Source organism: Antrihabitans stalactiti, assembly GCF_012932915.1.
Taxonomy (GTDB): Bacteria; Actinomycetota; Actinomycetes; order Mycobacteriales; family Mycobacteriaceae; genus Antrihabitans; species Antrihabitans stalactiti.
In genome coordinates this window covers 129,015-153,469 of the sequence record NZ_VCQU01000003.1, presented here as the reverse complement: position 1 = coordinate 153,469, position 24,455 = coordinate 129,015, and the positions used below count along the sequence as shown (strand labels likewise).

Below are 24,455 nucleotides of genomic sequence, written 5' to 3'. Positions count from 1 at the left end.
GTCGCGCGCAGAGTCATCTCCAACGCCAGGACCACCGAAACGGAATGAGTGCCAATCATGAAGAAGACCATCTTGACCCTCGTCGCGGGAGCAGTGGCAGCCGCCGGGCTGATCGGTTGCAGCAGCGAAACCAGGTCCGAGGCAGCTGACACAGCGGACGCCGGCCATTACGCCAAGGTCAACGGTCTCGATATGTACTACGAGGTCCACGGCGAGGACAACGGGAAGCCACCGCTGGTGCTGTTGCACGGCGCACTCTCCGCCACCGGCACGTCGTTCGGGGAACTGGTTCCGGCACTTGCGAAGTCGCGCCGAGTGATTGCGATCGAGCAGCAGGCGCACGGCCACACCGCCGACACCGACCGGCCGCTGCGGATGAACACGATGGCCGACGACACTCTTGCCCTGCTCTCGCAGATCGGTGTCGAGAAGGCCGACTTCTTCGGCTACAGCGTCGGCGCCGGCATCGCGATCGACATCGTGGTGCGGCATCCCGAGGCGGTCGGAAAATTGGTCCTCGCGTCGGCGAGCTACACACCTGCGCAGCTGCAACCCGGCCTCTTGGACGGAATCCAGACGCTGCAGCCGGAGATGCTGGAGGGCTCGCCCTTCATCGAGGAGTATCGGCGCATCGCGCCGCGACCCGAAGACTTCTCGAAGCTGGTCGAGCGGGTCAAGGACCTCGATGCGCATATTCCGACCTACACAACCGAGCAGATCAAGGCGATCAAGGCACCGGTCTTTCTCATTGCGGCCGACAACGACATCGTGGTCCCGGAGGCAACGGTCGAGTTCTACCGTCTGCTCGGGGGCGGCATCGAGGGATCGTCAGGGTTGCCGGCCTCCCAACTTGCGGTCATCCCCGGTACGTCACACATCACGGTCCTGGGTCAGCCGGCGGTCCTGCAGCCGCTGATCGGCTCGTTCCTAGAGAAGAACTGAGCGATGAACGCCGGCGAGAGTGTGCGGATTGCCGTGATCATCGGGAGTACCCGCCACGGACGATTCGGACCGACGATCACACAGTGGTTCGTCGGTCGGGCGCAGCGTCGGCGTGATCTCGATATCGACGTGATCGACCTCGCCACTGTCGCCCTACCCGACGTTCTCGTCGACGATGACGAGGCGCAGCCCGAGTCGGTCCAACTGCTTGCGACGCGACTCGCAGCCGCCGACGCATTCGTCATCGTGACACCCGAGTACAACGGCAGCTTCCCGGCTTCCGTGAAAACGGCGATCGATTGGTACACCGACGAATGGGCCGCGAAACCGGTTACGTTCGTTACCTACGGTCGGGAATCGGGTGGGGCGAACGCTGCAGCAGCCCTGCGCCAGGTGTTCGGGGAGTTGAACGCCGTGGTTATCCGTAGGGCAGTCCTCTTGCCTTGCTACTGGGATCAGTTCGCCGCCGACGGCACCTGGCCCAAACCGAATTCGTGCCTGGACCAGACGGTGACCGCAATGCTCGACCAGTTGACCTGGTGGGCCCACGCATTGAACACCGCACGAACCGAACAACCCTGTCCCAACTGATAATCCGCACAACACAACCAAGGAGAAGAACAATGGGCAAGATCATCGAATCGACCTACATCACCCTCGACGGCGTGATGAACGAGCCGCAGCAGTGGTCGTTCGACTACTTCGACGACAAGTCGATGGAGTTCGCAACGGCGAAACTCGAGGCTGCCGATGCGCTCTTGATGGGCCGAGCGACCTACGAGGGCTTCGCCGATTCGTGGCCGCAGCGCAGCGGTGATCCGTTCGCGGACAAGATCAACAGCATGAAGAAGTACGTCGCGTCGACCACGCTGACGGATCCGACATGGCAGAACACGGCCGTGCTCGGTGCAGACGTTGCCGGCGAAGTCGCGCAGCTGAAACAGGATCTCGACGGCGACATCCTCATGTACGGCCACGGTCCGGTTGCGCGGCTGCTGCTCGAGCACAACCTGCTCGACGAACTCCACATTTGGGTACATCCGCTTTTCTGGGGCAAGGCAGCGCCGGAGCATCTGCTCTTCCGCCCGGCAGCAGAGGCGCGGTTGGCGTTGATCGACAACCAGGTTCTCTCGTCCGGTGTCGTGATCCTTTCCTACGCGCCCGCGGGTGCATCCGAATAACTGAAAGTCGGGGGCGCGCCGCGTGTCGAAAAACCTGTCGGTGCTTCGACGTACAAGTATGGGAGCGAGTAGGAGGACCCGACATGAACGTGCTAATCGAAATGACTGCACTGTCGATCGGTCGTCCGACTGCCGGCGCGAGTCCCGAGTGTGTGGCCGCCTGGTACGAAGCCAAGGCACGCCTGCACGAGCACCTCGCCGCGCAGGGTGGTCCGGACAGCGTGCACGAAAGCATCTTGGCGGCGCACGCGCACGAACGATCGGTCCGACTGTTGCTAGAGGGAACGCGCGCGGTCGCGTAGCTCGATCTGGCAGACGTGTCGGTGGTCGATGCGAACATATGTTCGTGTCCACACCGCGAACCGAGGCGAGCATCCTGCACGCAGATCTCGACTCGTTCTACGCCTCGGTCGAGCAACGAGACGATTCCTCGCTGCGCGGTCGGCCCGTGATCGTCGGCGGGGGAGTCGTACTCGCCGCGAGCTACGAAGCCAAGGCTTTCGGAATTCGGACGCCAATGAACGGCCGCGATGCCCTGCGGCTCTGCCCGCAAGCGGTCGTGGTCCATCCGCGCTTCTCGGCCTACTCGGATGCGAGCAAAGCGGTCTTCGAGATCTTTCGGGACACGACGCCGCTGGTAGAAGGCATTTCTATCGACGAAGCGTTCCTCGACGTCGGCGGCTTGCGTCGCATCGCCGGCCCTGCGGCCGACATCGGGCAACGCCTTCGCGAGCGCGTCCGCGACGAGGTCGGGCTGCCGATCACCGTCGGTATAGCGAGTACGAAGTTCCTCGCGAAGGTCGCCAGTGCAGTCGCGAAGCCGGATGGCTTGTTGCTGGTGCCGCCGGGGGGCGAGCTGAAGTTTCTCCATCCGCTGCCGGTCGAGCGGTTGTGTGGCGTTGGCGCCGTCACGGCGCGCAAGCTGCACGATCACGGCATCCGGACGATCGGTGAGATGGCCGATGTGGGCGAGACGGTATTGGTCTCGATGCTCGGCGGTGGTGCCGGGCGGCACTTGCACGATCTGTCGTGGGCGCGCGATCCACGACCCGTTCATGTAGGGCGTCGTCGTCGATCGATCGGCTCGCAGCGCGCGTTGGGTAGGCGCCCGAAATCGGCGGAAGACATCGACGCCATCGTCGTCGGCATCGTCGAACGGTTGGGCAAGCGATTGCGCGCTGCCCATCGGGTATCTCGAACTGTGGTGTTGCGCATGCGCTTCGACGATTTCACCCGCGCCACGAGGTCCCACACGTTGTACGAATCGACCGCGCGCAACGACGCGATTCTAGGAGTCGCGCGGCGCTTGGTCGCCGGTGCGACGCCGATGATCGGTGAGCGAGGCCTAACATTGATCGGCTTGTCACTGACGAACCTGGAAAACGACGACGCAGTTCAACTGGCGCTTCCGTTCGACGCCGATGCGAACGGCGCACTCGACGTGACCATCGACAGCTTGCGGGATCGGTTCGGTACCGCGGCGGTCACGCGCGCGGTCCTGCTGGGACGCGATCAGGGAATGGTGGTGCCGATGCTGCCGGATTGAGTCGCGACATTGGTAAAGCGGTAGTAAAACGGAATTCAGATGCGTGTCGGTAGCTTCGGCAATACTGTCGCCACTAGACGTCGCATGGATATGTACCTATCGGGAGGAAGAGCATGCCAGACGCGATAGTGGCGGAAGGGCTCGTCAAAAGATACGGAAAAGTAGTCGCCCTCGACGGCCTCGATCTGGTTGTCCCAGAGGGCACGGTGCTCGCCCTGCTCGGGCCGAACGGAGCAGGCAAGACGACCACGGTCAGAGTGCTCACGACACTCATTCGTCCGACCGAAGGGCACGCGAGTGTGGTGGGCCTCGATGTCGTGAAAGATGCGCGCGAGTTACGTGCTCGCATCGGAGCTTCCGGGCAGTACGCCGCTGTCGACGAATACCTCACGGGCGCAGAGAATCTGGAGCTGGTCGGTCGCCTGTATCACCTGGGCACCAAACGCGCCAAGGTACGAGCGAGGGAACTGCTCGAGCAATTCGATCTTGTCGATGCCGGCGACCGTCCGGTCAAGGGCTATTCCGGCGGCATGCGGCGCAGGCTCGACCTTGCGGGCGCCCTGGTGGCGAACCCGCCGGTCCTGTTTCTCGACGAGCCGACTACCGGGCTGGATCCCCGTGCCCGGCTCGGGTTGTGGGATGTCATCGACGAGTTGGTCGCCGCCGGCACCACGCTGCTTCTGACAAGCCAGTACATGGAGGAAGCAGATCGACTGGCGGACAAGATCGCCGTCATCGACCATGGCAAGGTCATTGCGCTCGGCACATCCGATCAGCTGAAGGACCAGATCGGCGGCGAGCGTATCGAGCTCACTGTGAACGACTCGGCGGATCTCGAGACGGCGCGTCAAGCGCTGTCGTCGCTGGCGGTCGGCGACATTCAGATCGATGCCAACATCCGAAAGATCACCATTCCCGTGACCGACGGGTCGCAGTCGCTAGTCGACGCATTGGGCCGCCTGTCGTCGGAAGGGGTGAAGGTCCGGGATGTCGGGCTGAGACGCCCGACTCTCGACGATGTGTTCTTGTCCCTCACCGGCCACGAAGCCGAGGAGAAGGTCGGCGAAGACGACGTCACCGTGAAGGAGCTTGCACGATGAACGCAGTAGTCATGGCCGCCACCGACGGCATCACAATCGCCAAGCGGAATCTCATTCGGATCAAACGAGTGCCGGACCTGCTGGTCTTCACGACGTTGTCGCCGATCATGTTCATCCTGCTGTTCGCCTATGTGATGGGCAGCGCGATTTCAAATCCCGGAGTTTCGTACCGCGAATTTCTGATTCCCGGAATCTTCGTCCAGACGGTCATCTTCGGCGGCACCTGGACCGGATTGGGTATGGCCGAAGATATCCAGAAGGGAATCATCGACCGGTTCCGTTCCCTACCGATGGCACCGTCGGCGGTGCTCGTCGGTCGTACGACGAGTGACGTTGCGATCAACGTGATCAGTCTTGTCGTAATGGCGCTGACCGGGCTCGTGGTCGGGTGGCGGATGCGTGAAGGCGCACTCGACGCGATCGTCGGGTTCGCGCTGTTGCTGCTGTTCGCGTACGCGGTCTCGTGGATGATGGCCACGGTCGGTCTGCTCATTCGGACCCCCGAGGTGTTCAACAACGCGACCTTCATGGTCATCTTCCCGCTGACATTCGTCGCCAATACGTTCGTGCCGATCGACAACATGCCGACCGTGCTGAAGACGATTGCCGAATGGAATCCGGTTTCGGCACTCACGCAGGCAGCGCGGGTGAAGTTCGGCAACATCGATCCGTCGATGCCGCCGCCGGATGCCTGGCCACTGCAGCATCCGGTGTTCACGACGCTGATGTGGATCGTCGTGATCCTGGCGATCTTCGTTCCGCTCTCGATCAGGCAGTACCAGAAGGCCGTCAGTCGGTAGTCGGCTTCGGGAAGAAGCCAGCGTCAATGAAGAACCTGACGTAGGCGTCGACGACATCGCCGTGCACGTGCGGGCACTCGATCGAAGTGCCCGCAAGTGCGGCGCGGGTGGCATTTCACTGGTCGCCTGATGGGCGGTTTTGCGCCCTCCCGATACGCTGACGACCGACATGGTCGACCGGTCGGAGGGGCGCATTATGGCGAGCGAACTAGTCGAGGAAACGCAAGGGCAGAGCGCGCAGAAACGCCACCGAATTGCGCGAGGATGGCCCGTTTTCACGGTCCTCGCGGTCGCGTTGCTCGCCTTGTTGATTGGCGGGTTCGGTATGAGTTACCAAGCCAAGCTGACCGAGGTGCAGAAGAACGACAACGCCGCATGGCTGCCTAAGACCGCGGAGTCGACGAAAGCCAGCGAAGAGTTCGAGAAGTTCATCCCGGTCCAGACCTTTCCCGGCTTCGTTGTGTTTCAGCGCGATTCGGGCTTGACCGCGGACGACAAGAGCAGGATTGCCAACGCGGTCGCAGCGATCAAGGGCATTGAAGGGATCGACAAGCCAGGACTTCTGCCGCCGCAGTACTCGAAAGATGGGACAGCTGCTTCGCTGTTCGTGCCGCTGCTCGCGAAAGCCGAGGGCGTCTCGCTGACCGGCGAGGATGTCGCCAAAACCGAGCAGAACGTCATGGATGCCGCGAAGGCAACCATTGAAGGAACCGACGGTCTGGAGGTGTACCCGGCGGGGGCCGGTGGCCTGTTCACCGCGTTCATCGATGCGCTCGCGGGGCTCGACGGCGTTCTGTTGTTCGTGGCACTCGGCGTCGTCATCCTGATTCTCTTGCTCGTGTACCGCTCGCCGATCCTCTGGTTCTTCCCGATCCTGGCGTCGGTCGTCGCCATCGGTCTGTCGTCGATGATCGTCTACTTCCTCGCCGACGCCGACCTCGTCACCGTCAACGGTCAGACCGAAGGCATTCTGTTCGTCCTGATCATCGGCGCGGGAACCGATTACGCGCTGCTGTTGATATCCCGATATCGCGAAGAACTGCACGAGTACGAGAGCCGCTTCGACGCGATGGTCAAAGCCTGGCGCGAAACCGCGGCGGCCATCATCGCATCGGCAGGCACTGTCATTGCGGGTTTGCTCTGCCTGTCGTTTTCCGAATTGGGAGCAAACCGGGGTCTGGGGCCAGTCGGTGCGATCGGCATCGCCTGCACGGTCCTTGTGATGATGACGTTCTTGCCCGTCGTCCTCGCCGCCGCAGGTCGCTGGGTGTTCTGGCCGCGCCGACCGAAGACCGACCACGCCGTCGACATTTCGACGCATGGTCTCTGGGGCCGGATTTCCGAGACAGTGGTCCGTCGCCGTCGGGTGGCGTGGGTTGGCTCGACGATCGTTCTGCTGATCGGAATCGGACTGATCGGCTTCCTCGATACAGGCGGCCTGACGATCCAGGAGAGCTTCACCAACCGACCGCCCGCTGTCGTCGGCCAGGAAATCTACGACGCGAAGTTCGACAAGGGGGCCGGTGCCCCCGCTGTGATCGTGGCAAACGATGCACAGCGGCAGGCCGTCATCGACGCGACGTCGAAGGTCGAAGGCATTTCGACCAAGCCGGGTTCGGTCTGCGTCCAAATCGACCCGACAAAGGCGGCCAAGCTGCTCGAGCAGTTCGGCTCTGCCACCCTGCCGGACCTACCGGCAGGGTGCCCGCCGGAGAACCTCCTCGTCGAGCCGGTCGACGGCCGGACCGTGATCACCGCGCTGTTGGCGGACTCACCGGATTCGCCGGCTGCCGAGGCGACAGTGGACCGGTTGCGTGAGGTGTTGCACGCCGTGCCGGGTGCCGACGCGTTGGTCGGTGGCAACTCCGCCGCCGTTGTCGACGTCCACGAAGCGGCGATCCACGACCGCAATCTGATCATCCCGATCGTGCTGATCGTCATCTTCATCGTCTTGGCGATCCTGCTACGGGCTCTGGTCGCGCCGCTGTTGCTGATTGCCTCGGTCGTACTTTCGTTTGCCGCCGCGCTAGGCGTGAGTGGCTTTGCGTTCTCGGAACTGTTCGGCTTCGCGGGCGCAGACCAAGGTTTCCCGCTGTTCGCGTTCGTCTTCCTGGTGGCGCTCGGAATCGACTACAACATCTTCCTGATGACGCGCGTACGGGAGGAAACCGCCGTGCACGGGACGCGCGACGGAATCAGGCGTGGACTAGCGGTCACCGGCGGCGTCATCACCTCTGCCGGCGCCGTGCTGGCCGCAACGTTCGCGATGCTGTCGGTCGTTCCTGTTGTCGGGTTCGCCGAGATCGGCTTCGCGGTCTCGTTCGGCGTTCTACTCGACACGATCATCGTGCGCAGCATTCTCGTTCCCGCGCTGGCACACGACATCGGCAAGAAGATCTGGTGGCCGTCGAAGTTGGCGGCCGGAAAAGACTGACGTCAGGATTGGGCGGACGCGTCTGCCTGCTGGGTGCTCGGCGCTGAGCCGTTCGCCGACGGACCGAGTGTCGGCGGCGCCTCGGCCGGGGGCTGCGGTGTCGAGCGCTGCCGCGACCAACGGAACACTGCTGCTCCTGCGGCGAGCGCTGCTGCCACGGCTCCGCCGGCGAGCAGCTTGTTTCGACGTCCTGAGCTCGATTTGGCTGGTGCAACATCGTCGACCGAGGCGAGGGCTGCGAGGTCGGCGCCCGATTCGCGCGCCTTCGCGATGCCCTTCTTGGCGAGGGAGTAACTGTGTTTGGCCAGGAGCAGACCGAGTCCACCCGAACCCTTGGCGATCGACAGCACACCGCCGCCGGTCTGACGCAGCGCACTGGAATAGGTGAGCGGGGTCGCGGCATCTTCGGCGAGCAGGACGTCGTCGACGCGGGCGGAATCCGACTTCTTCAGGATCATTAGTCCACTGTGACACAGCGACCCGCGGAGAGAGACGACTTGCGTCCGCGTGACACGAATCTCGGCGAATCCCGGGCATGAGGAGTCGACTCTGACTGAGGATTGATCAACTAGGTTGTTGCCCTGGGTAAGCATGGCGCAACATAGTGCTGCAGGAATCGGATCTGATAGGACGTCAATGACTGCATTGCACCCTCAGCTCGCCGCCCACCAGTCGTATCGGATCGCCGGAACTGAGTACCGCATGGTCGTCGCAAGCCCAGCGAGCGACCCCGAATTGTGGGAGCAGTACCTACAGTCCGCCTACGAGGGTTATCGCAAGCACGGCGTCGAGGGTGCGTTCGAGCTCGACCTCATCCGCGACGGTCGGTCCACGACCCTCTTTGCCGTCGCCATCGACGAGCGTTCCGAGCTGGTAGCAGGGATTCGTATGCAGGCGCACGAGTCTGCCGACGATGCGCCCGCTGTGCACATGTGGGACGGCCAGCCCGGCCGCGCCGAGCTACATCGCCTCGTCGCAGACCGTATTCCCGCCGGTGTCGTAGAACTGAAGGGTGCATTCGTGTCCGACGATGCCCGCGATCGCGCGGCCCTGTCGGAGGCGCTCCTGCGCGTCGCCGTAGTCGCACCGATGGGCATGCTGCCCGCGCAGTACATCGTCGCGATCGTCGGCGTCGAAAGCCAACGGCAACAATGGAAGTCCGTTGGCGCCGTCAAGGAACCCGCGGATCTGCCGACGTCGCCCTACCCGTCCGACCGCTACACGGCGACGCCGCTGTGGTGGGACAGAAATACTTTCGTCGATCACGTCGCGCCGGAACGGCTTCCCGGCCTGCTACGTGAGATCGTGCAGCTGCGGCCATCGAAAGCGAGCGAGCAGTGAATCTCGAGTACCGCGGCCGAATTCTCGATGAGTCATTGGATTCGGACATGGCCTTTCTCGACGAGCTCCGGGCAGACCCGCACGTCGAATTCGTCGACACCCGCGCCGAACAGCGAAGGGGGTTGACGGAGCTCACGCCGCCGCCGACCGACGACCTGCTCGCCGAGGATTCGCGATGGGTCTACTACTCGTGGCGCCGTACCTGTGTCGGCATTCTCGGTCCGAAATCCTTTCGCCGGCTTCGTCTCGACCGGAACCGAAACAAGATCACCACCGAGGAGCAGGACCACTTCGGCACCCTGACCATCGGCGTGATCGGCCTGAGCGTCGGTCACGCGATCGCGCACACCCTCGCCCTCGAAGGGCTCTGCGGGGAGTTGCGTCTCGCGGACTTCGACGAGATCGAACTGTCGAATCTCAACCGCATCCCCGGCACGTTGCTCGATCTAGGGGTCAACAAGGCGGTCGTCGTCGCCCGGCGGATTGCCGAGCTGGACCCGTATCTGTCGGTGATCGTGGACCAGCGCGGAATTACGCGAGAGAGCATCGACGAGTTCAGCGACGGGCTCGACATCATGATCGAGGAATGCGACTCGCTCGATATCAAGGTGTTGGCTCGCGATGCTGCGTCGGCTCGCGGAATTCCGATTCTCATGGAGACCAGCGATCGCGGACTACTCGACGTCGAGCGCTACGACCTCGACCCGACGTTGCCGTATTTCAACGGGCTGCTCGGGACAGACTTCGATTTCGCCTCGTTCGCCGACATGTCCCCAGAGGACAAGGTGCCGCACGTATTTCGGATTCTTCCGCCATCGCAGCTGTCCGACCGCATGGTGTCGTCGATGCTCGAGGTCGGAAAGACGGTCTCCACGTGGCCGCAACTCGGCGGTGATGTCGCGCTGGGCGGCGCCAGCGTCGCGGCCGCCGTTCGACGAATCGGCCGAGGCGAGCCACTCCCGTCGGGCAGGACCAGCATCGATCTGTCGGCTGCCCTCGATGCCATCGATTCCGGCACTGGCGACGAATCCCGTCCGTTACCTGGAATGAGAGAACGGTGAGCTATGGGGCGCGTTAGCCTGCAGGAGCTCGTGACGTCGGTCGCGAATCGGTTGATGGCGATCGACGCACCGTCATTGATTCCCGAGACCGAAGAGGTGCTCGAGACGCTGCGCGGGTATTTCGAAGTCGACCACGCCTGCCTCCGCTACAACGATCACGGTATTCGCGCGTCCATCATGATCGCCGAGATGCCGCGGCGCGATGTCGTTCCCGACCCGGATCCTATGGCTGTTGTGTACTTCTACGACGCCGACGAGGTGTTCGAGCAGCTGGAGCACTCGTTGACGCCGGTCATCGCACGTCCGCACGACGAGACGGCGGCGCGATATCAAGCTGCCGTTCGTGAGGTTGCGCGACTGGCCTGGGGAGAAGAGGCCGTCGCTGCGGTGATCGGAGCATCCGTGCTGGCCACGCCGCTGGTGTCCGGGTCTCGGCCGACCGGCTTCATCAGCTTGACGACGTTCGGAGACCGCGCATTCGACGCGGCTGAGATCGCGGCCATGCGCGCGATCGCCGCGATGTTTGCCCAGTTGAAGGGTCGTATCGAGGCAGAGAACCACGTGCGTCACCACGCGCTGCACGACGACCTGACGGGACTTTCGAACCGTCGTGCGCTGATCGAATACATGGAGGAACGCCTGCAACCTGGCCAACCTGGTCCGGTCGCCGCGCTCTACATCGACCTCGACCGATTGAAGGCGCTCAACGACTTCCTCGGGCACACAGCCGGTGACCAGTTCATTCAGGCGCTGGCCAAACGCTTGCGCGATCAGACCGATCCGCGAGACATGATCGCCCGTCTCGGTGGTGACGAATTCGTCATCGTGCCGTCGCTGTCGATGAGCAGCGCGCGGGCCGAGAAGGAGGCCGACCGGATCCGGCAACTGGTGAGTGAGCGGGTCTCGCTCGGTGTCGAAAAGGTCAGCCGGACCGTGAGTGTCGGGGTCGCGGTCGGGATACCCGGCGAGTCGTCGGTCTCCGACGTCTTGCGCCAGGCGGACCAAGCGGTGATGGCGGCCAAGGGCGCAGGTGGCAACGGCATCGCGGTCTTCACCGAAGAGATGCGCGCGTTCTACGCGCTGCGCGACGACATCGAGCTGAACCTCCGGCACGCCGTCGAAAGCGACGCCCTGCTGCTGCACTACCAGCCGGAAGTCGACTTGCGCACGGGCGAGATTCTCGCCGTCGAGGCGCTGGTGCGGTGGCAGCACCCCACGAGAGGCCTACTGCTGCCGGGAACGTTCATCGAGGTGGCCGAGGCGACGAACCTTGCCGGTGAACTCGGCCGATGGGTGATCCGGGCGGCATGCAAGCAGTTCGCGGAATGGAAATCGCACGGTCTCGCGGGCGATCTCGTCATGCGAATCAACGTGTCGCCCGTACAGCTGGTCAGCCTCGATTTCGTCGCTTCGGTGGCGACGGTGCTGATGGAGTTCGGCCTGGCGGGCAGCTCGATCTGCCTGGAGATCACCGAACACGTCGTCGTGCAGGACATGGTCCGCACCCGGATCACGCTCGAAGGTCTCAGGAAGATCGGTGTCGCCGTTGCGATCGACGACTTCGGTACCGGTTACAGCTCCCTTTCTCACCTCAAGGCGCTGACCGTGAGTGCTCTGAAAGTCGACCAAGGATTCGTCCGGCGGCTCGGTCACGACGACAACGACGGTGCAATCGTCAAATCGATTGTGGGCCTGGCCGATTCGTTCGGCCTGGACCTCGTTGCCGAGGGTGTCGAAACGGAGATCGCGGCACGGACCCTGCTCGAGTTGGGCTGCTACCGGGCACAGGGCTTCCTGCTGTCGCGGCCGGTGCCACCGGAGGCGATCGCGAAACTCCTATCGGCGGGCGGCAAGATCGCGTTGCCGTTCCTCGATCGTCGTTCCGAGCGCGTCCAGTAGCCGACACGCGGCAAACCCCACAATGTGCGCATGGCACGATGGCGGAGTGACTTCACCACAACAGACCTCCACCGCAACGCTGCACACCAACCGTGGCGACATCGTGATTGCGCTCTTCGGCAACCACGCACCGAAGACGGTCGCCAACTTCGTCGGGCTGGCTGACGGCTCGAAGCCGTACTCGACCAAGAACGCATCCGGCACCGCGTCGGGACCGTTCTACGACGGCTCTGTGTTCCACCGCGTCATCTCCGGCTTCATGATCCAGGGCGGCGACCCGGACGGCACCGGCATGGGTGGCCCGGGTTACCAGTTCGACGACGAGTTCCACCCCGAGCTGACCTTCAACCGTCCGTACCTGCTCGCCATGGCGAACGCAGGATTGCGTGGCGGCCGCGGCACCAACGGCTCGCAGTTCTTCATCACCGTCGGCCCGACGCCGCACCTCAACCGCAAGCACTCGATCTTCGGTGAAGTTGTGGACCCGGCATCCCGCAAGGTTGTCGACGAGATCGCGACCACAGCGGTCGACGGGCGTGACCGCCCGCGCCAGGAAGTCGTGATCGAACGCGTCACCATCTCCTGAAGCTGACTAACTCGATGACAACCGGCGCACCGCTCCAGGGTTGTGTGCGGCATCCACGTCGCCCGACTGCATTGGCTTGTACCCGGTGCGGTCGGCCGGCGTGCCCGGACTGCCTGCGCGAAGCCGCAGTCGGCTATCAATGTGTCGACTGTGTCCGGGCCGGTCAGCGTGATATTCGTCCGGTCCGGACCGTTGCGGGCGCCGCTGTGCGGACCGTGGCGGTCCCGTATGCGACATACACGCTGATCGCCTTGAACGTTCTCGTCTTCGCGATCACCGCGGTTCAATCGCACAGCGTGGGGTCCAACGCGAACGACTCGCGGTTGTTCGCCGATTGGGCGCTCTGGTCGCCTGGAGTTGCGCGCGGTGAGTTGTTCCGCGTGATCGGGTCCGGCTTTCTACATTTCGGACCGATTCATTTGCTCGTCAACATGTTGGCGCTGTTTCTGTTCGGTCGCTTCGTCGAACAGACTCTGGGCGCCGCGCGCTACACCGTGCTGTATTTCGCCGCGCTGCTCGGCGGCTCTGCTGCCGTCTTGGTGCTGGAGCAGCCCAACGCGGTGACCGCGGGCGCGTCAGGCGCCATCTTCGGGGTGTTCGGCGCCTACGCGCTGATTCTCGTTCGCTTGCGCCAAAACCCGACGGTCATCGTGGCGATGATCGTCATCAACCTCGCGATCAGCATTTCGGTGGCCGGGGTGTCGTTGTGGGGACATACCGGCGGTCTCCTCGCCGGAACGGCCGCGGCCGCAGCCCTGCTGTACGTGCCGCAATGGCTCGGCCGAACCGTCAAGGTGCCCGCCCAAGCGATCGGCTGGGCGGCGCTCGGCGCACTGGTGGCATTCACACTCGCCGTTATCGCTGTGCGAGCGCTACAGCTCCACAGCGAATTCGTGACGGGCTAACGCAGCCAGCACGTCTTCCGGATGAGTTCCGAGGTCCCAGCGACCGAAAACCAACAGGAGCTCGGCATCGTCGGGTAGGGCGACGTCGATTTCAAGCATCGGGACGCGGCGCCCCAGCCGTGGATATTTGACGACGCGAGCCCGCACGACCGCCGCACGGTCGTACACCGCCGTCCGCCGAATTTGTTTGACGCTCAGCTTGTTGCCGTCGAGCACCGCGAGCCGCGGACGTTGCGTCATTCCGAGCCACGCCATGACCAGAAGGCCGACAGCGGCTATCCCGATGAGCACCCGTCCGGCCGGATCGGTGGACAGTGCGACCGCACAGACCCCCAGCGCTAACCCGCCGATCGCGGCAGCGATGAGCGCCGGCATAGGCGTTGACCAGGCAGTTTCAGAGTTATCCACAGAGGTTATCCACATTGGGGATAAATCACACGCGTGTAATTGTGGTTGTTTTCGACATCGTCAGCGCCACTTCATCGTCATCACGAGGCCGATGACCATAAGGCCGAAGCCGATAAGGAAATTCCAGGCGTCGAGGCTCTTCATCCAGCCGATCTTCTCGGCGGCGAGGTAGTAGACGATCAACCAGACGAGCCCGGCAACCATGAACCCGAGCATGATCGCGACGTACCACACGGGAGACGGGCCAGCCTTGATTTTGACCGGCGTACGGCTCGCGGGGTTGATCGTATAGTCGGTCTTCTTCCGGACCTTCGACTTCGGCATGGCATCCTCTTTGGATCATTTGACAGGCGCGGTGACACCAAACGGTGTGAACTACACGCTAACCTAGCGCCGATGGCCACCCGAAATGCGATCTGGACGGCACTGGTCCTGGTGGTGTGCCTGGTCGCCGGGTTGCTGCTCGCCACGACCCGCATCGCGTCCCACGGCAGGGAGTTGCGGAGCACCGATTCGGGCAGGCTTTCCGATCTCGTGCGCGCCGCGCAGTCCAGCGTCGATTCGGCCGCGGCCACCCGTGACGACCTCTCGACCCGCGTCCAGGCTTTGCAGTCCGCCGCCGCGCGGTCCGACAGCGCGGTCGCGGAAGTGCTCGCCGCGATCGGGGCTCTGACGCCCGCCGCGGCAGGCGCGCCTGCGTTCGGTCCGGGCGTCACGGTCACGCTGACGGACGCACCGCGCGGACTCGACGGCAACTACCCGGAGGGCGCCACACCCGACGACCTCGTCGTCCATCAACAAGACGTCCAAAGCGTGCTCAACGCTGTATGGGCAGGCGGAGCGAGCGCCGTCGAGCTACAGGACCAACGAATCGTTGCGACGTCCGCTCCACGATGCGTCGGCAGCACACTTCTTCTTCACGGCCGGACTTACAGCCCGCCGTACACGATCACCGCGCTCGGCGACCCTGCGCGCTTGACGGCGGCGCTCGACGCAGAGCCGGGCGTCCGGCTGTTCCGGGCCTACGCGGTCCGGTTCGGGCTCGGCTATCGCGAAGCATCGGTGGACCTGCTCGGAGTGCCCGCCTACGAAGGTCCGCCTCGAATGCGGTTCGCACGCCCCGTCAACTAAATCGATTGAACGCTCGGCAGGACAGGGACGTAGTCTCCCAACATGCGCATCCTCGTCGTCGACAATTACGACAGCTTCGTCTTCAACCTTGTTCAGTATCTCGGCCAATTGGGGACGAACGCGGTCGTATGGCGCAACGACGATCCCAAGCTCGCCGATCTCGACGCGGTGGCGGCCGAATTCGACGGCATCCTCCTGAGCCCCGGTCCTGGCACGCCGCAGCGCGCCGGCGCGACGATGGGGCTGGTCACCGCATGTGCGGCCGCGAAGACGCCGCTACTCGGCGTGTGCCTCGGCCACCAGGCGATCGGTGCCGTATTCGGCGGAACCGTAGACCGAGCCCCCGAACTGCTGCATGGCAAGACGAGCCTCATCCATCACAAAGGCGTCGGGGTTCTGGCGGGCCTGCCTGATCCGTTCACAGCAACCCGCTACCACTCGCTCACCGTTCTCCAAGACACGATTCCCGACGAACTCGAGGTCATCGCCGAGACCGAGAGCGGGGTGGTCATGGCGATGCGGCACCGCACGCTGCCGATCCACGGCGTGCAATTCCATCCGGAATCCGTCCTGACCCAGGGCGGCCACCGGATGTTGGCCAACTGGCTCGAGGTGTGCGGTCAGGCACCGCCTGCCGCACTCGTCGACCAGCTGGAGTCCGAAGTCGCCGCAGCCCTGGGCGCCTAGCGCGGAATACCGAGGACCCCGACACCGACGGTGATCACGGCGCCCTTCGGTACGTCACTACCCGCAGGCTGTTGCTGGTTGACGATTCGATTGACTTGATCCGAGGCCAGCGTGGGCGACGGAACTCCGATCATTTGCGCCGCTGTGCCGGTCCAGCCGGCACCGCGGAGGGCGTCCAACGCCTCCGGCACGGTCTTGTTCGTCAGGTCCGGCATCTTGATGTCGTCGCCCTGAGACACCTGAACCTTGACGTTGCTGCCCTTTTCGGCCATCGACCCGCCAGCGGGATCGGTGGAGATCACCTCGCCCTTCGGCTTCGCAGACCGCACGTTCTCGATCTCGACAGTGAATCCAGCACCTTCGATGTTCGGCCTCGCGACGTCGATGGTCTGACCAACCACCATCGGCACCCGGATCTGCTCCGGCCCGCTACCGACCTTGACCTTGACCGCCGAATCGACCTTCAACGTCGAGCCCGCAGAGGGCACCTGCTCGACGATCTTGCCGATATCGGCGACACTCGACGGCGCCTTACCGATCGTCGGATCGAGCTTCAGCCGAGCAGCGCTCAAGATCTGCACGGCCTGTTCCTGGGTGACGCCGGTCAGGCTCGGCACCGGGACCTGCTCCGGTCCCTTGGACACCTCGAGCGTGACCGTGCTGCCTTCGGTGACCGGCGTACCGGGTAACGGCCGTGTGGTGACCGCCTTGCCTACGGCGATCGCGGCGTCGAAGACTTCCTTCTTCTCGACGCGGAAGCCGAGCTTCTCCAGCTCGTTCTGGGCATCGAGTGCGCTCTTCTCGGCGAGGTTCGGGATCTGAACTTGGTCTGCCTGCGAACCGGGACCCATACGCCACAACACACTGCCGATCAGTCCGACCAAGGCGATGCCCACGACCACGAGAGCCGCGATACGCAGCCAACGCTTCTTCGGTGCCGGTTCGTCGGTTTCGGGCTCGGCCGTCGGTGCGGCCTCGACGACCTTCGCACGCCGACCGGGTGATTCGATCGACCCGAGAATCGTGGTGCGATCTTCGTCGTTCATCACCATCGGTGCGCTCGGCCGCTGACCGCCGAGCACGCGGATCAGGTCGCTGCGCATCTCGGCTGCTGTCTGATACCGGTTCGCGGGGTTCTTGCTCATCGCCTTGAGAATCACCGAGTCGAGCTCGCGCGGCACACCTTCGTACACCTGCGACGGCGTCGGCGGATCTTCCCGAACGTGCTGATACGCGACGGCGACTGGCGAGTCACCCTTGAAAGGTGGTTCGCCAGTAAGGATTTCGAACAGCACGCAACCGACCGAGTACACGTCGGACCGTGCGTCGACCTGCTCGCCGCGCGCTTGTTCCGGCGACAGATACTGCGCGGTGCCGATGACAGCGGCGGTCTGGGTCATCGGGCTCGAGCTGTCGGCGATTGCCCGTGCGATGCCGAAGTCCATCACCTTCACCGCGCCTGCGCGGTTGATCATGATGTTGGCCGGCTTCATGTCGCGGTGCACGATGCCGTTGCGGTGACTGAAATCCAGTGCAGCGCATACGTCCGCGATCACTTCCATCGCGCGTCGCGGCGCAAACGGTCCCTTGGTGCGCACGATGTCGCGAAGGGTGTCGCCCTCGACGTACTCCATGACGATGAACGGCAGCGGACCCGCTTCGGTCTCAGCCTCGCCGGTGTCGTACACAGCGACGATCGCTGGATGATTCAGCGCCGCAGCGTTCTGCGCCTCACGCCGAAATCGCAGGTAGAACGTTGGGTCTCGGGCAAGGTCAGCGCGGAGCACCTTGATCGCGACATCGCGGTTCAGCCGCAAATCCTGTGCCAGATGCACCTCGGACATGCCGCCGAAACCGAGTATCTCGCCCAGTTCGTATCGGGACGAGAGTTTGCGCGGTGTCGTCATGGTGGCGGTCCTATACCTGTCGGACCCTGAGCGCTCGTCGGCGTTGCCGGCGCGGTAGTGGGCTTCGTCGTGATCTGGCTGGTGGGAGGCGGCGTCGTTGTCGTGGTCGTCGGCGGTGTCGTCACGGTCGTCGGCACAGTGGTCGTGGTGGGCTCCTGTGTCGTCTGCTCGACCGTCGTCGGTTCTTCGTAGGTCGTCTCGGTCTCGGTCTGAGTCGAGGTCACCACGGGCGTATTCGAGTTCTTGTCGTCGGACGGCCGGAGAATCAACCAGCCGGCGAGGGCAGCCGCGAGCAACAGCGCTGCCGCACCGAGCCCAGCCATGAACTTCTGACCGGACGACATGCGACCACGTGAATGCTTGGAATCCCCCGCTGCGCCAGTGTATCTGGCTGGCGCAGCCGAGTATTCACGCTGTGAGGACGGCAACATCTGGGTGCTCTGCTGTGGCGGCGGCAGCACGCGGGCAGCGCCGGTCGGTGTGGGACGCGGTGCTATCGGGGCAGTGCCGATCGACGCGATCGGGCCATGCACCGCAGGCGGCGGACCGCCGGGCACCGATCCAGGCGGCGGAGGACGACGCCCAGCACGGACCGCTGCGACAGCGTCGGCGAACTCGCCGCCTCGCGCGTATCGGCCGGCCGGATCCTTCACCATCGTGATTTCGATCAGCTCGCGCACGTTCGCGGGCAGATCGGTGGGCAGGGGAGCCGGAGCCTCCCGCACATGCTTCATCGCGACCGTGATCGCGCCTTCGCCGATGAACGGTCGTTGACCGGCGAGGGCTTCGTACCCGACGACGCCGAGCGCGTAGACATCGCTGGCCGCCGTCGCGTCCTGACCGAGCGCCTGCTCGGGGGCGATGTACTGCGCCGTACCCATCACCATGCCGGTTTTCGTCACCGGGGACGCGTCGACGGCCTTGGCGATACCGAAGTCCGTGATCTTGACCTGCCCGGTCGGCGTCACCAGGATGTTGCCCGGCTTGACGTCGCGATGGACGACACCGGCCTCGTGCGCGACCTCGAGGGCGCGACCGGTCTGCTCGAGCATGTCGAGCGCGTGCACCATAGACAGACGGCCGACGCGACCGAGGACGGCGTTGAGCGGCTCGCCCGCGACGAGTTCCATCACGAGGTAGGCGGTCTCGGCGCCGGACGGATCTCGCGTTTCGCCGTAGTCGTAGACGCCTGCGATGCCGTGGTGATTGAGCATCGCTGTCGTGCGCGCTTCCGTGCGAAACCGCTCACGGAACGTCGGGTCGGCCGAGAACTCCGCTTTGAGCACCTTCACCGCGACCCGGCGGTCGAGGCGATTGTCGGTCGCCTCCCACACCTGGCCCATTCCGCCGGTCGCTATCAGCCTTTGCAGCCGATATCGGTTGGCGATCAACGCCCCGTTGCTCAGCATCGGTTTCTCGCCCCCCTCGTCATCTCCCGCTCGAGCATCATCGGCCCTGCAATCCGGCTTTGATCACCGCACGTCCGATCGGTGCGGAAACCGAGGCACCGGTTGCCGACAGACCGCTGTTCCCACCGTCCTCGACGATCACCGCAACTGCGATCGTGGGGTTCGCGGCAGGCGCGAACGCGATGTACCACGTGTTGGGCGGCGTGTTTCGCGGGTCGCTGCCGTGCTCTGCGGTGCCTGTCTTGGAGGCGATCTGCACGCCGGGAATCGCGTTGGCGCCGCCCGCGTACTTCTCCGCCTCGATCATCATGTCGGTCAGTGTCGCAGCGACATCGGGCTCCATTGCCTGCTGGACCGTCTGCGGCGCAATGGTGGACAGCGTCGACAGGTCCGGACCCTGCAGCTGGGCCACGAGATGCGGTTGCATCCGAATTCCGCCATTGGCGACCGTCGCAGCGATGATCGCGTTCTGCAACGGTGTCAGCGACACATTCAGCTGGCCGATGCTCGATTGCGCGATCGCCGAGTCGCCATCGATGCTGCCGACTCGGCTGTCGGCGACCTGGATCGGGATGCTCGGCGCGTTGGAGCCGATGCCGAAGTCGGCTGCTTGCGAGGTCAGCGCCGACGCCCCGACCTCTATGCCGAGATCGGCGAACGCGGTGTTGCACGACTTGGCGAACGCTTCGAGGAGGGTGACCGTCGGGCCTGGACCACACCGTTCCCTCGCGTAATTCTCCAGCGGCACGCCTTCGTACGTTTTCACCGGATCGGCTGTGACCTGCTTGTCGGGCTTGACGCCCTTCGCCAATGCAGCAGCGGTGACGACGACCTTGAACGTCGAACCAGGCTCGTAGGTTTGGTTGACAGCGCGGTTCAGCATCGGCTGCGACGGATCGCTGTTGAGGTCGTCCCATTGCTTGGCCACAGCCGGCAAGTCGTGGCTGGACAGCGTGCCCGGGTCGAAACTCGGCGTCGACACCATCGTGAGGATCTTGCCAGTGCTCGGCTCGATGGCGACGACAGAACCCGAGTAGCCCTTCGCGGTCAGCTGCTCGTAGGCGACCTGCTGCATCGCGGGATTCAGCGTCGTCACGACGTTGCCGCCGCGCGGGTCGCGACCAGAGACCAGATCGAAGAAACGGCGGCCGAACAACCGGTTGTCCGAGCCGTTCAACACCGGATCTTCGGCGCGCTCGAGACCGCTGCTGCCGTACTGCAACGAGTAGATGCCGGTTGCTGGTGCGAAAGCCTCCGGGTCCGAGGGGTAGCGGCGCACGAACTTGTATCGATCGTCGGAGGCTTCCGAGATCGCGAGAACCTGGTCGCCTGCCGAGATCTGGCCACGCTGGCGTGAGTACTCGTCGAGCAGCACGCGCGAGTTGCGAGGGTCCGCGCGCAGGCTGTCGGCAGTGATGACCTGTACGTATGTTGCGTTGGCGAGAAGGGCGACAACCATGACCATGACGGCCACCGCAACTCTTCGCAGAGCAGCGTTCATGTCTTCTTCAACATTTCGGTCGGGGCATCCGCGATCGGTGCCGGTTCTCGCTTCTTGGGTGGTGCGGGTGCGCGGGCTGCGTCGGAGATCTTGATGAGTAGGGCCAGAAGGATGTAGTTCGCAAGCACCGAAGAACCACCATAAGAGATGAACGGGGTGGTCAGCCCGGTGAGCGGAATGAGCTTGGTGACGCCGCCGACGACGACGAACAACTGGATCGCCATGGTGAACGACAGCCCACCTGCGAGGAGCTTGCCGAAGCTGTCGCGGACCGCGAGGGCGGTGCGCAGACCGCGAACGATGAAGACCAAGTACAGGACCAGAACGGCGGCCAGCCCGACGAAGCCGAGTTCTTCACCGATGATGGCGATGATGTAGTCGGTCTTGTACGCCTGCACGACCTCCGACGGTCGGCCGTTGCCGAGCCCGGTACCTGCAATACCGCCGGTGGCCAGGCCGAACAGCGTTTCCGAGATGTCGCGGCCCGCGCCGTAGTAATCGTCGAACGGGTCGAGCCAGGTCTGCGTCCGATCGTGGACATGCCCGAAGACGTTGTAGGCGAGCACGAAACCGGCGGCGAGGAGCACGCCTCCGATCAACAGCCACCCGACCCGAGCAGTCGCGATGTACAGCATCACGAGGACGGTGCCGAAGATCAGCAGTGAACTACCGAGGTCTTTCTCGAACACCAGGACCGCCAGCGACACCGCCCATGCGACGAGGATAGGTCCGAGGTCGCGCGCTCGGGGGAAGTCCATACCGAAGATGTGCTTGCCCGCCGTGGTGAACAGTTCACGCTTGGCGACGAGCACGGCCGCGAAGAAGATGATCAGCAGGATCTTGGCGAACTCACCTGGCTGAAAGCTGATGCCGGGCAGCCGGATCCAGATCTTGGAGCCGTTGGTCTCGGAGTTGCTGCTCGGCAGAATCGCGGGGATCGCGAGCAGAATCAGGCCGCCGAGACCGAGGGTGTAGCCGTATCGCGCGAGCGTCCGGTAGTCGCGCAGCAAGATCAACACCGCGATGAATCCGACGATCGCCAACCCGACCCAGAGGATCTGGTTGTTCGTGTCGGGCGACGGCACCGCCTGGTGCAGATTTTCGGCGCGCTGGGCGTCGAAGTAGTCGAGGCGATGGATCAACACCAGGCCCAGGCCGTTGAGCAGCGCGACGATCGGCAGCAACAGCGGATCGGCGTAGGTGGCGAACCGGCGTACGCCCAGGTGAGCGACAGTGAACAGTGCCAGATACGCGAGACCGTATTTCGCGAGGTCCCAGGTGATCGACTGCTCCTGAGCGGCCTCCACGAGCACGAGCGAGAGCGTCGTGATGCCCGCTGCGAGGGCGAGCAGCAACAACTCGACGTTGCGGCGATTCGATAGCGGCGGCGCCGGTGCGAAACCCCCGGGCGGACTCGGAAACGATGCGGGGGTTGCCTTGACCGGAGGCTGAGGTGACGACATCAGCGCGCGGTCAGCATTCCGAATTCGGCGGCTGGCTGGAGGTCGTCGTCGGCGTTGGCGGCGGCGTAGCCGTCTCCGACGCGGGTGGCTCCAACTGTTCGCGTGGCGGCTCGGCGTTCGGTGCAGGCACGTTTCCGGCTTCACCCGGCTGTGGGACAACGCCGGTAGTCGTTGGCGGGGCCGACGGAGTGGTGCTCGTCGTACCGGCAGGCTTGTCCGGGCATTTGCTCGCCAGCTGATCCGGAACGAGGCGATGCATCTGCGTCGTCGCTTCTTCCAGCGAGCCGGACGGCAGGCCCATCCGGACCAACTCCTGTCCGCGCTGGTTCAGATCCGACATCTTCAACACCGTGCACGAAGCATGCTGCTCGTCGGGCTCGACGAGCGTCAGAACCTTGCGGTCCTTGTTGTCGAGGCAGCCGTTGGAATACACCTTCTCGAACGAGTACCCAGGCAGGGAGAACGGGATACCGCGGAAGATCACCACCTCGCCGTTGTTTTCGCCGACGTAGTAGTTGCTGCGGATGATCTTGTTCGCGACGACCAGACCGACGACGAGCGCTACCAGAACACCGAGGGCAACCAACGTCCAGCGGAGTCGGTGACTCTTCTTCGGGGGTGGATCGGGAGCGATCGGAACCCGCTTCGGTGCCGCGCGCGGCGGGCGGAGTGCGGCAGCGCGGCCCGCGGCGGTGTTGGGCGCGGGGGCGTGTTCTTCTTCTTCGGTCGATGCGGCACCGCCGACGATCGGGTGGCTCTGGCCGTAATCGAGGTCGATCACGTCGGCGACCACCACGGTCACGTTGTCGGGTCCGCCGCTGCGTAGAGCCAATTCGATGAGCCGGTCGGCGCAATCGTCCTGGTTGCCTTCGCGCATCGTGTTCGCGATCGTCTCGTCGCTGACCACATCGGACAGTCCATCCGAACACAGCAGGTAACGATCACCGGCCCGTGCCTCGCGGACGGTCAACGTCGGCTCGATCTCGTTGCCGGTCAACGCGCGCATGATCAGCGAGCGCTGCGGGTGGGAGTGCGCCTGTTCGGCGGTGATGCGGCCTTCGTCGACCAGCGACTGGACGAATGTATCGTCGCGAGTGATCTGAGTAAGTTCGTTGTCGCGCAGCAGGTATGCGCGCGAATCGCCGATGTGGACCAGGCCGAGCTTCTTGCCTGCGAAAAGGATCGCCGTAAGCGTGGTGCCCATGCCGTCGAGCTCGGGTTCGTCGTCGACCTGATCGGCGATCGACGCGTTACCTTCGCGAGTGGCTGCTTCGAGCTTGCCGAGGAGGTCGTTGCCAGGCTCGTCGTCGTCGAGGTGGGCAAGCGCCGCGATCATGAGCTGCGACGCGACCTCGCCGGCTGCGTGCCCACCCATTCCGTCTGCGAGAGCGAGGAGCCGTGCTCCTGCGTACACCGAATCTTCGTTGTTCGAACGCACGAGGCCGCGATCGCTGCGGGCGGCATAGCGGAGAGTCAGGGTCACGATCGCAGCTCGATCACTGTTTTACCGACCCGGACCGGCGTGCCGAGGGGCACGCGGATCGCCGTCGTGACCTTGGCGCGATCCAAGTAGGTGCCGTTGGTGGAGCCGAGGTCTTCGACATACCAATCCGAGCCACGAGGAGACAGTCTGGCATGCCGGGTCGAGGCGTAGTCGTCGGTGAGGACGAGCGTCGAATCGTCGGCTCGCCCGATCAGCACCGGCTGCGTGCCGAGCGATATTCGCGTGCCTGCCAGAGATCCCTGCGTGACGACCAAGTGTTTGGCACCCTTGTGGCGATTGAACGACGGCAGAACGTTGCCGCTGCGCGATGCGCGCGGTTGGATCCGAATTCCTGATGCAGCGTAAACGTCGCTTCGCAACGTCCGCAGAACCGCCCACACGAACAACCACAGAAGCAGGAGAAAGCCCGCTCGAGTCAACTGCAGGATGAGGCCCTGCATAGCGGTCCACCTCCTCGTTCGGCTCGGGCAATTGCGACAGCATCCCCCGGCACGCATTCGTGATGCGCACTTTCTCCTGCAGCATCATAGGGTGCCGCAGGCGTGGAGCCTGAGGAACGCCCATGAGTTACAGACCCTTGTCGATCACGATAGGGATGCGCAATCACGATACGGAATCGCCCGGCGATTTCTGCCATATTAGGCGCGGTT

The 24,455-nt window shown here is 64.1% G+C and carries 24 protein-coding genes; 15 read left to right on the top strand and 9 right to left on the bottom strand.

Going from position 1 to position 24,455, the window contains the following annotated elements; all coding sequences use genetic code 11:
* The first annotated feature begins 57 nt into the window (after positions 1-57).
* The 8 genes from FGL95_RS09790 (at position 58) to FGL95_RS09755 (ending at position 8,003) form a co-directional block, all read left to right on the top strand.
* Positions 58-942 carry an alpha/beta fold hydrolase gene (locus FGL95_RS09790; protein ID WP_169586087.1) on the top strand — a complete coding sequence of 295 codons (885 nt, stop codon included), beginning with the start codon at positions 58-60 and terminating at the stop codon, positions 940-942.
* A gap of 3 nt (positions 943-945) precedes the next feature.
* Complete coding sequence (locus tag FGL95_RS09785) at positions 946-1,533, top strand: NADPH-dependent FMN reductase (protein ID WP_169586085.1); 588 nt, start codon at positions 946-948, stop codon at positions 1,531-1,533.
* A gap of 32 nt (positions 1,534-1,565) precedes the next feature.
* On the top strand, positions 1,566-2,123 hold the full coding sequence (locus FGL95_RS09780) for a dihydrofolate reductase family protein (protein ID WP_169586083.1): 558 nt from the start codon (positions 1,566-1,568) through the stop codon (positions 2,121-2,123).
* A gap of 83 nt (positions 2,124-2,206) precedes the next feature.
* Positions 2,207-2,425: a hypothetical protein gene (locus FGL95_RS09775; protein ID WP_169586081.1), complete on the top strand. Its 219-nt coding sequence runs from the start codon at positions 2,207-2,209 to the stop codon at positions 2,423-2,425.
* Between the two features lie 38 nt (positions 2,426-2,463).
* Entirely contained in the window at positions 2,464-3,669 is a 1,206-nt protein-coding gene (dinB, locus tag FGL95_RS09770; protein ID WP_169586078.1) for a DNA polymerase IV, read from the top strand.
* Positions 3,670-3,782: 113 nt separating this feature from the next.
* Positions 3,783-4,769: an ATP-binding cassette domain-containing protein gene (locus FGL95_RS09765; RefSeq protein WP_169586076.1), complete on the top strand. Its 987-nt coding sequence runs from the start codon at positions 3,783-3,785 to the stop codon at positions 4,767-4,769.
* Positions 4,766-5,569: an ABC transporter permease gene (locus FGL95_RS09760; RefSeq protein ID WP_169586074.1), complete on the top strand. Its 804-nt coding sequence runs from the start codon at positions 4,766-4,768 to the stop codon at positions 5,567-5,569. Before FGL95_RS09765 ends, FGL95_RS09760 begins: the two co-directional genes overlap by 4 nt.
* Positions 5,570-5,765: 196 nt before the next feature.
* A complete protein-coding gene (locus FGL95_RS09755) occupies positions 5,766-8,003 on the top strand; it encodes an MMPL family transporter (RefSeq protein WP_169586072.1) in 2,238 nt (745 codons plus the stop codon).
* Positions 8,004-8,005: 2 nt separating this feature from the next.
* Here the strand turns inward: FGL95_RS09755 and FGL95_RS09750 are convergent, their stop codons facing one another.
* Positions 8,006-8,461 carry a hypothetical protein gene (locus FGL95_RS09750; protein ID WP_169586069.1) on the bottom strand — a complete coding sequence of 152 codons (456 nt, stop codon included), beginning with the start codon at positions 8,459-8,461 and terminating at the stop codon, positions 8,006-8,008.
* Positions 8,462-8,639: 178 nt separating this feature from the next.
* On the opposite strand from FGL95_RS09750, the gene FGL95_RS09745 reads away from it, so the two are divergent.
* From FGL95_RS09745 to FGL95_RS09725, 5 genes are read left to right on the top strand one after another with little or no spacing between them, the layout of a single operon-like run.
* Complete coding sequence (locus tag FGL95_RS09745) at positions 8,640-9,344, top strand: hypothetical protein (RefSeq protein ID WP_169586067.1); 705 nt, start codon at positions 8,640-8,642, stop codon at positions 9,342-9,344.
* Entirely contained in the window at positions 9,341-10,405 is a 1,065-nt protein-coding gene (locus FGL95_RS09740; RefSeq protein WP_169586065.1) for an Rv1355c family protein, read from the top strand. The genes FGL95_RS09745 and FGL95_RS09740 overlap by 4 nt, the downstream gene beginning before the upstream one ends.
* A gap of 3 nt (positions 10,406-10,408) precedes the next feature.
* Positions 10,409-12,304, top strand: coding sequence for a putative bifunctional diguanylate cyclase/phosphodiesterase (locus FGL95_RS09735; protein WP_169586063.1), 1,896 nt, complete (start codon positions 10,409-10,411; stop codon positions 12,302-12,304).
* A gap of 22 nt (positions 12,305-12,326) precedes the next feature.
* A complete protein-coding gene (locus FGL95_RS09730; RefSeq protein WP_206071719.1) occupies positions 12,327-12,890 on the top strand; it encodes a peptidylprolyl isomerase in 564 nt (187 codons plus the stop codon).
* Positions 12,891-12,904: 14 nt separating this feature from the next.
* A complete protein-coding gene (locus FGL95_RS09725; protein WP_169586058.1) occupies positions 12,905-13,795 on the top strand; it encodes a rhomboid family intramembrane serine protease in 891 nt (296 codons plus the stop codon).
* On the opposite strand, the gene FGL95_RS09720 is transcribed toward FGL95_RS09725, so the two are convergent.
* Complete coding sequence (locus tag FGL95_RS09720; protein ID WP_240962907.1) at positions 13,763-14,170, bottom strand: PH domain-containing protein; 408 nt, start codon at positions 14,168-14,170, stop codon at positions 13,763-13,765. The genes FGL95_RS09725 and FGL95_RS09720 overlap by 33 nt on opposite strands.
* Before the next feature lie 93 nt (positions 14,171-14,263).
* Complete coding sequence (gene crgA, locus FGL95_RS09715; protein WP_169586054.1) at positions 14,264-14,527, bottom strand: cell division protein CrgA; 264 nt, start codon at positions 14,525-14,527, stop codon at positions 14,264-14,266.
* 72 nt (positions 14,528-14,599) lie between these two features.
* Here crgA and FGL95_RS09710 point away from each other — a divergent pair, with 72 nt between their 5' ends.
* Entirely contained in the window at positions 14,600-15,334 is a 735-nt protein-coding gene (locus FGL95_RS09710) for a DUF881 domain-containing protein (RefSeq protein WP_169586053.1), read from the top strand.
* A 42-nt stretch (positions 15,335-15,376) separates the two neighbouring features.
* The gene (locus tag FGL95_RS09705) at positions 15,377-16,021 is read left to right on the top strand and encodes an aminodeoxychorismate/anthranilate synthase component II (RefSeq protein ID WP_169586052.1); all 645 of its coding nucleotides are present in this window, start codon (positions 15,377-15,379) and stop codon (positions 16,019-16,021) included.
* Here the strand turns inward: FGL95_RS09705 and pknB are convergent.
* The 6 genes from pknB to FGL95_RS09675 are packed head-to-tail and all read right to left on the bottom strand — an operon-like array spanning position 16,018 to position 24,245.
* Positions 16,018-17,928 (bottom strand): Stk1 family PASTA domain-containing Ser/Thr kinase, encoded by a 1,911-nt coding sequence (gene pknB, locus FGL95_RS09700; RefSeq protein ID WP_169586051.1) that lies wholly within the window; start codon positions 17,926-17,928, stop codon positions 16,018-16,020. The two genes, FGL95_RS09705 and pknB, sit on opposite strands and share 4 nt — an antisense overlap.
* Positions 17,925-19,337: a serine/threonine-protein kinase gene (locus FGL95_RS09695; protein ID WP_169586050.1), complete on the bottom strand. Its 1,413-nt coding sequence runs from the start codon at positions 19,335-19,337 to the stop codon at positions 17,925-17,927. Before FGL95_RS09695 ends, pknB begins: the two co-directional genes overlap by 4 nt.
* Positions 19,338-19,374: 37 nt before the next feature.
* Positions 19,375-20,838 (bottom strand): peptidoglycan D,D-transpeptidase FtsI family protein, encoded by a 1,464-nt coding sequence (locus FGL95_RS09690; RefSeq protein ID WP_169586048.1) that lies wholly within the window; start codon positions 20,836-20,838, stop codon positions 19,375-19,377.
* Positions 20,835-22,301, bottom strand: a complete 1,467-nt coding sequence (locus tag FGL95_RS09685; protein ID WP_169586046.1) for an FtsW/RodA/SpoVE family cell cycle protein — start codon at positions 22,299-22,301, stop codon at positions 20,835-20,837. Before FGL95_RS09685 ends, FGL95_RS09690 begins: the two co-directional genes overlap by 4 nt.
* Positions 22,302-22,311: 10 nt before the next feature.
* A complete protein-coding gene (locus tag FGL95_RS09680) occupies positions 22,312-23,784 on the bottom strand; it encodes a protein phosphatase 2C domain-containing protein (protein WP_169586044.1) in 1,473 nt (490 codons plus the stop codon).
* Complete coding sequence (locus FGL95_RS09675; RefSeq protein ID WP_169586042.1) at positions 23,781-24,245, bottom strand: FHA domain-containing protein FhaB/FipA; 465 nt, start codon at positions 24,243-24,245, stop codon at positions 23,781-23,783. The genes FGL95_RS09680 and FGL95_RS09675 overlap by 4 nt, the downstream gene beginning before the upstream one ends.
* Between the last annotated feature and the right edge of the window lie 210 nt (positions 24,246-24,455).

What these genes read in the sequence shown, in the direction of transcription:
- FGL95_RS09745 (WP_169586067.1), top strand. Translation starts at nt 8,640, where the DNA reads ATGACTGCATTGCACCCTCAGCTCGCCGCCCACCAGTCGTATCGGATC.
- FGL95_RS09780 (WP_169586083.1), top strand. Translation starts at nt 1,566, where the DNA reads ATGGGCAAGATCATCGAATCGACCTACATCACCCTCGACGGCGTGATG.
- FGL95_RS09685 (WP_169586046.1), bottom strand. Translation starts at nt 22,301, where the DNA reads ATGTCGTCACCTCAGCCTCCGGTCAAGGCAACCCCCGCATCGTTTCCG.
- FGL95_RS09710 (WP_169586053.1), top strand. Translation starts at nt 14,600, where the DNA reads ATGGCCACCCGAAATGCGATCTGGACGGCACTGGTCCTGGTGGTGTGC.
- dinB (WP_169586078.1), top strand. Translation starts at nt 2,464, where the DNA reads ATGTTCGTGTCCACACCGCGAACCGAGGCGAGCATCCTGCACGCAGAT.
- FGL95_RS09765 (WP_169586076.1), top strand. Translation starts at nt 3,783, where the DNA reads ATGCCAGACGCGATAGTGGCGGAAGGGCTCGTCAAAAGATACGGAAAA.
- FGL95_RS09760 (WP_169586074.1), top strand. Translation starts at nt 4,766, where the DNA reads ATGAACGCAGTAGTCATGGCCGCCACCGACGGCATCACAATCGCCAAG.
- FGL95_RS09720 (WP_240962907.1), bottom strand. Translation starts at nt 14,170, where the DNA reads ATGCCGGCGCTCATCGCTGCCGCGATCGGCGGGTTAGCGCTGGGGGTC.
- pknB (WP_169586051.1), bottom strand. Translation starts at nt 17,928, where the DNA reads ATGACGACACCGCGCAAACTCTCGTCCCGATACGAACTGGGCGAGATA.
- FGL95_RS09775 (WP_169586081.1), top strand. Translation starts at nt 2,207, where the DNA reads ATGAACGTGCTAATCGAAATGACTGCACTGTCGATCGGTCGTCCGACT.
- FGL95_RS09705 (WP_169586052.1), top strand. Translation starts at nt 15,377, where the DNA reads ATGCGCATCCTCGTCGTCGACAATTACGACAGCTTCGTCTTCAACCTT.
- FGL95_RS09735 (WP_169586063.1), top strand. Translation starts at nt 10,409, where the DNA reads ATGGGGCGCGTTAGCCTGCAGGAGCTCGTGACGTCGGTCGCGAATCGG.
- FGL95_RS09695 (WP_169586050.1), bottom strand. Translation starts at nt 19,337, where the DNA reads ATGCTGAGCAACGGGGCGTTGATCGCCAACCGATATCGGCTGCAAAGG.
- FGL95_RS09790 (WP_169586087.1), top strand. Translation starts at nt 58, where the DNA reads ATGAAGAAGACCATCTTGACCCTCGTCGCGGGAGCAGTGGCAGCCGCC.
- FGL95_RS09675 (WP_169586042.1), bottom strand. Translation starts at nt 24,245, where the DNA reads ATGCAGGGCCTCATCCTGCAGTTGACTCGAGCGGGCTTTCTCCTGCTT.
- FGL95_RS09690 (WP_169586048.1), bottom strand. Translation starts at nt 20,838, where the DNA reads ATGAACGCTGCTCTGCGAAGAGTTGCGGTGGCCGTCATGGTCATGGTT.
- FGL95_RS09730 (WP_206071719.1), top strand. Translation starts at nt 12,327, where the DNA reads ATGTGCGCATGGCACGATGGCGGAGTGACTTCACCACAACAGACCTCC.
- FGL95_RS09725 (WP_169586058.1), top strand. Translation starts at nt 12,905, where the DNA reads ATGACAACCGGCGCACCGCTCCAGGGTTGTGTGCGGCATCCACGTCGC.
- FGL95_RS09785 (WP_169586085.1), top strand. Translation starts at nt 946, where the DNA reads ATGAACGCCGGCGAGAGTGTGCGGATTGCCGTGATCATCGGGAGTACC.
- FGL95_RS09750 (WP_169586069.1), bottom strand. Translation starts at nt 8,461, where the DNA reads ATGATCCTGAAGAAGTCGGATTCCGCCCGCGTCGACGACGTCCTGCTC.
- FGL95_RS09755 (WP_169586072.1), top strand. Translation starts at nt 5,766, where the DNA reads ATGGCGAGCGAACTAGTCGAGGAAACGCAAGGGCAGAGCGCGCAGAAA.
- crgA (WP_169586054.1), bottom strand. Translation starts at nt 14,527, where the DNA reads ATGCCGAAGTCGAAGGTCCGGAAGAAGACCGACTATACGATCAACCCC.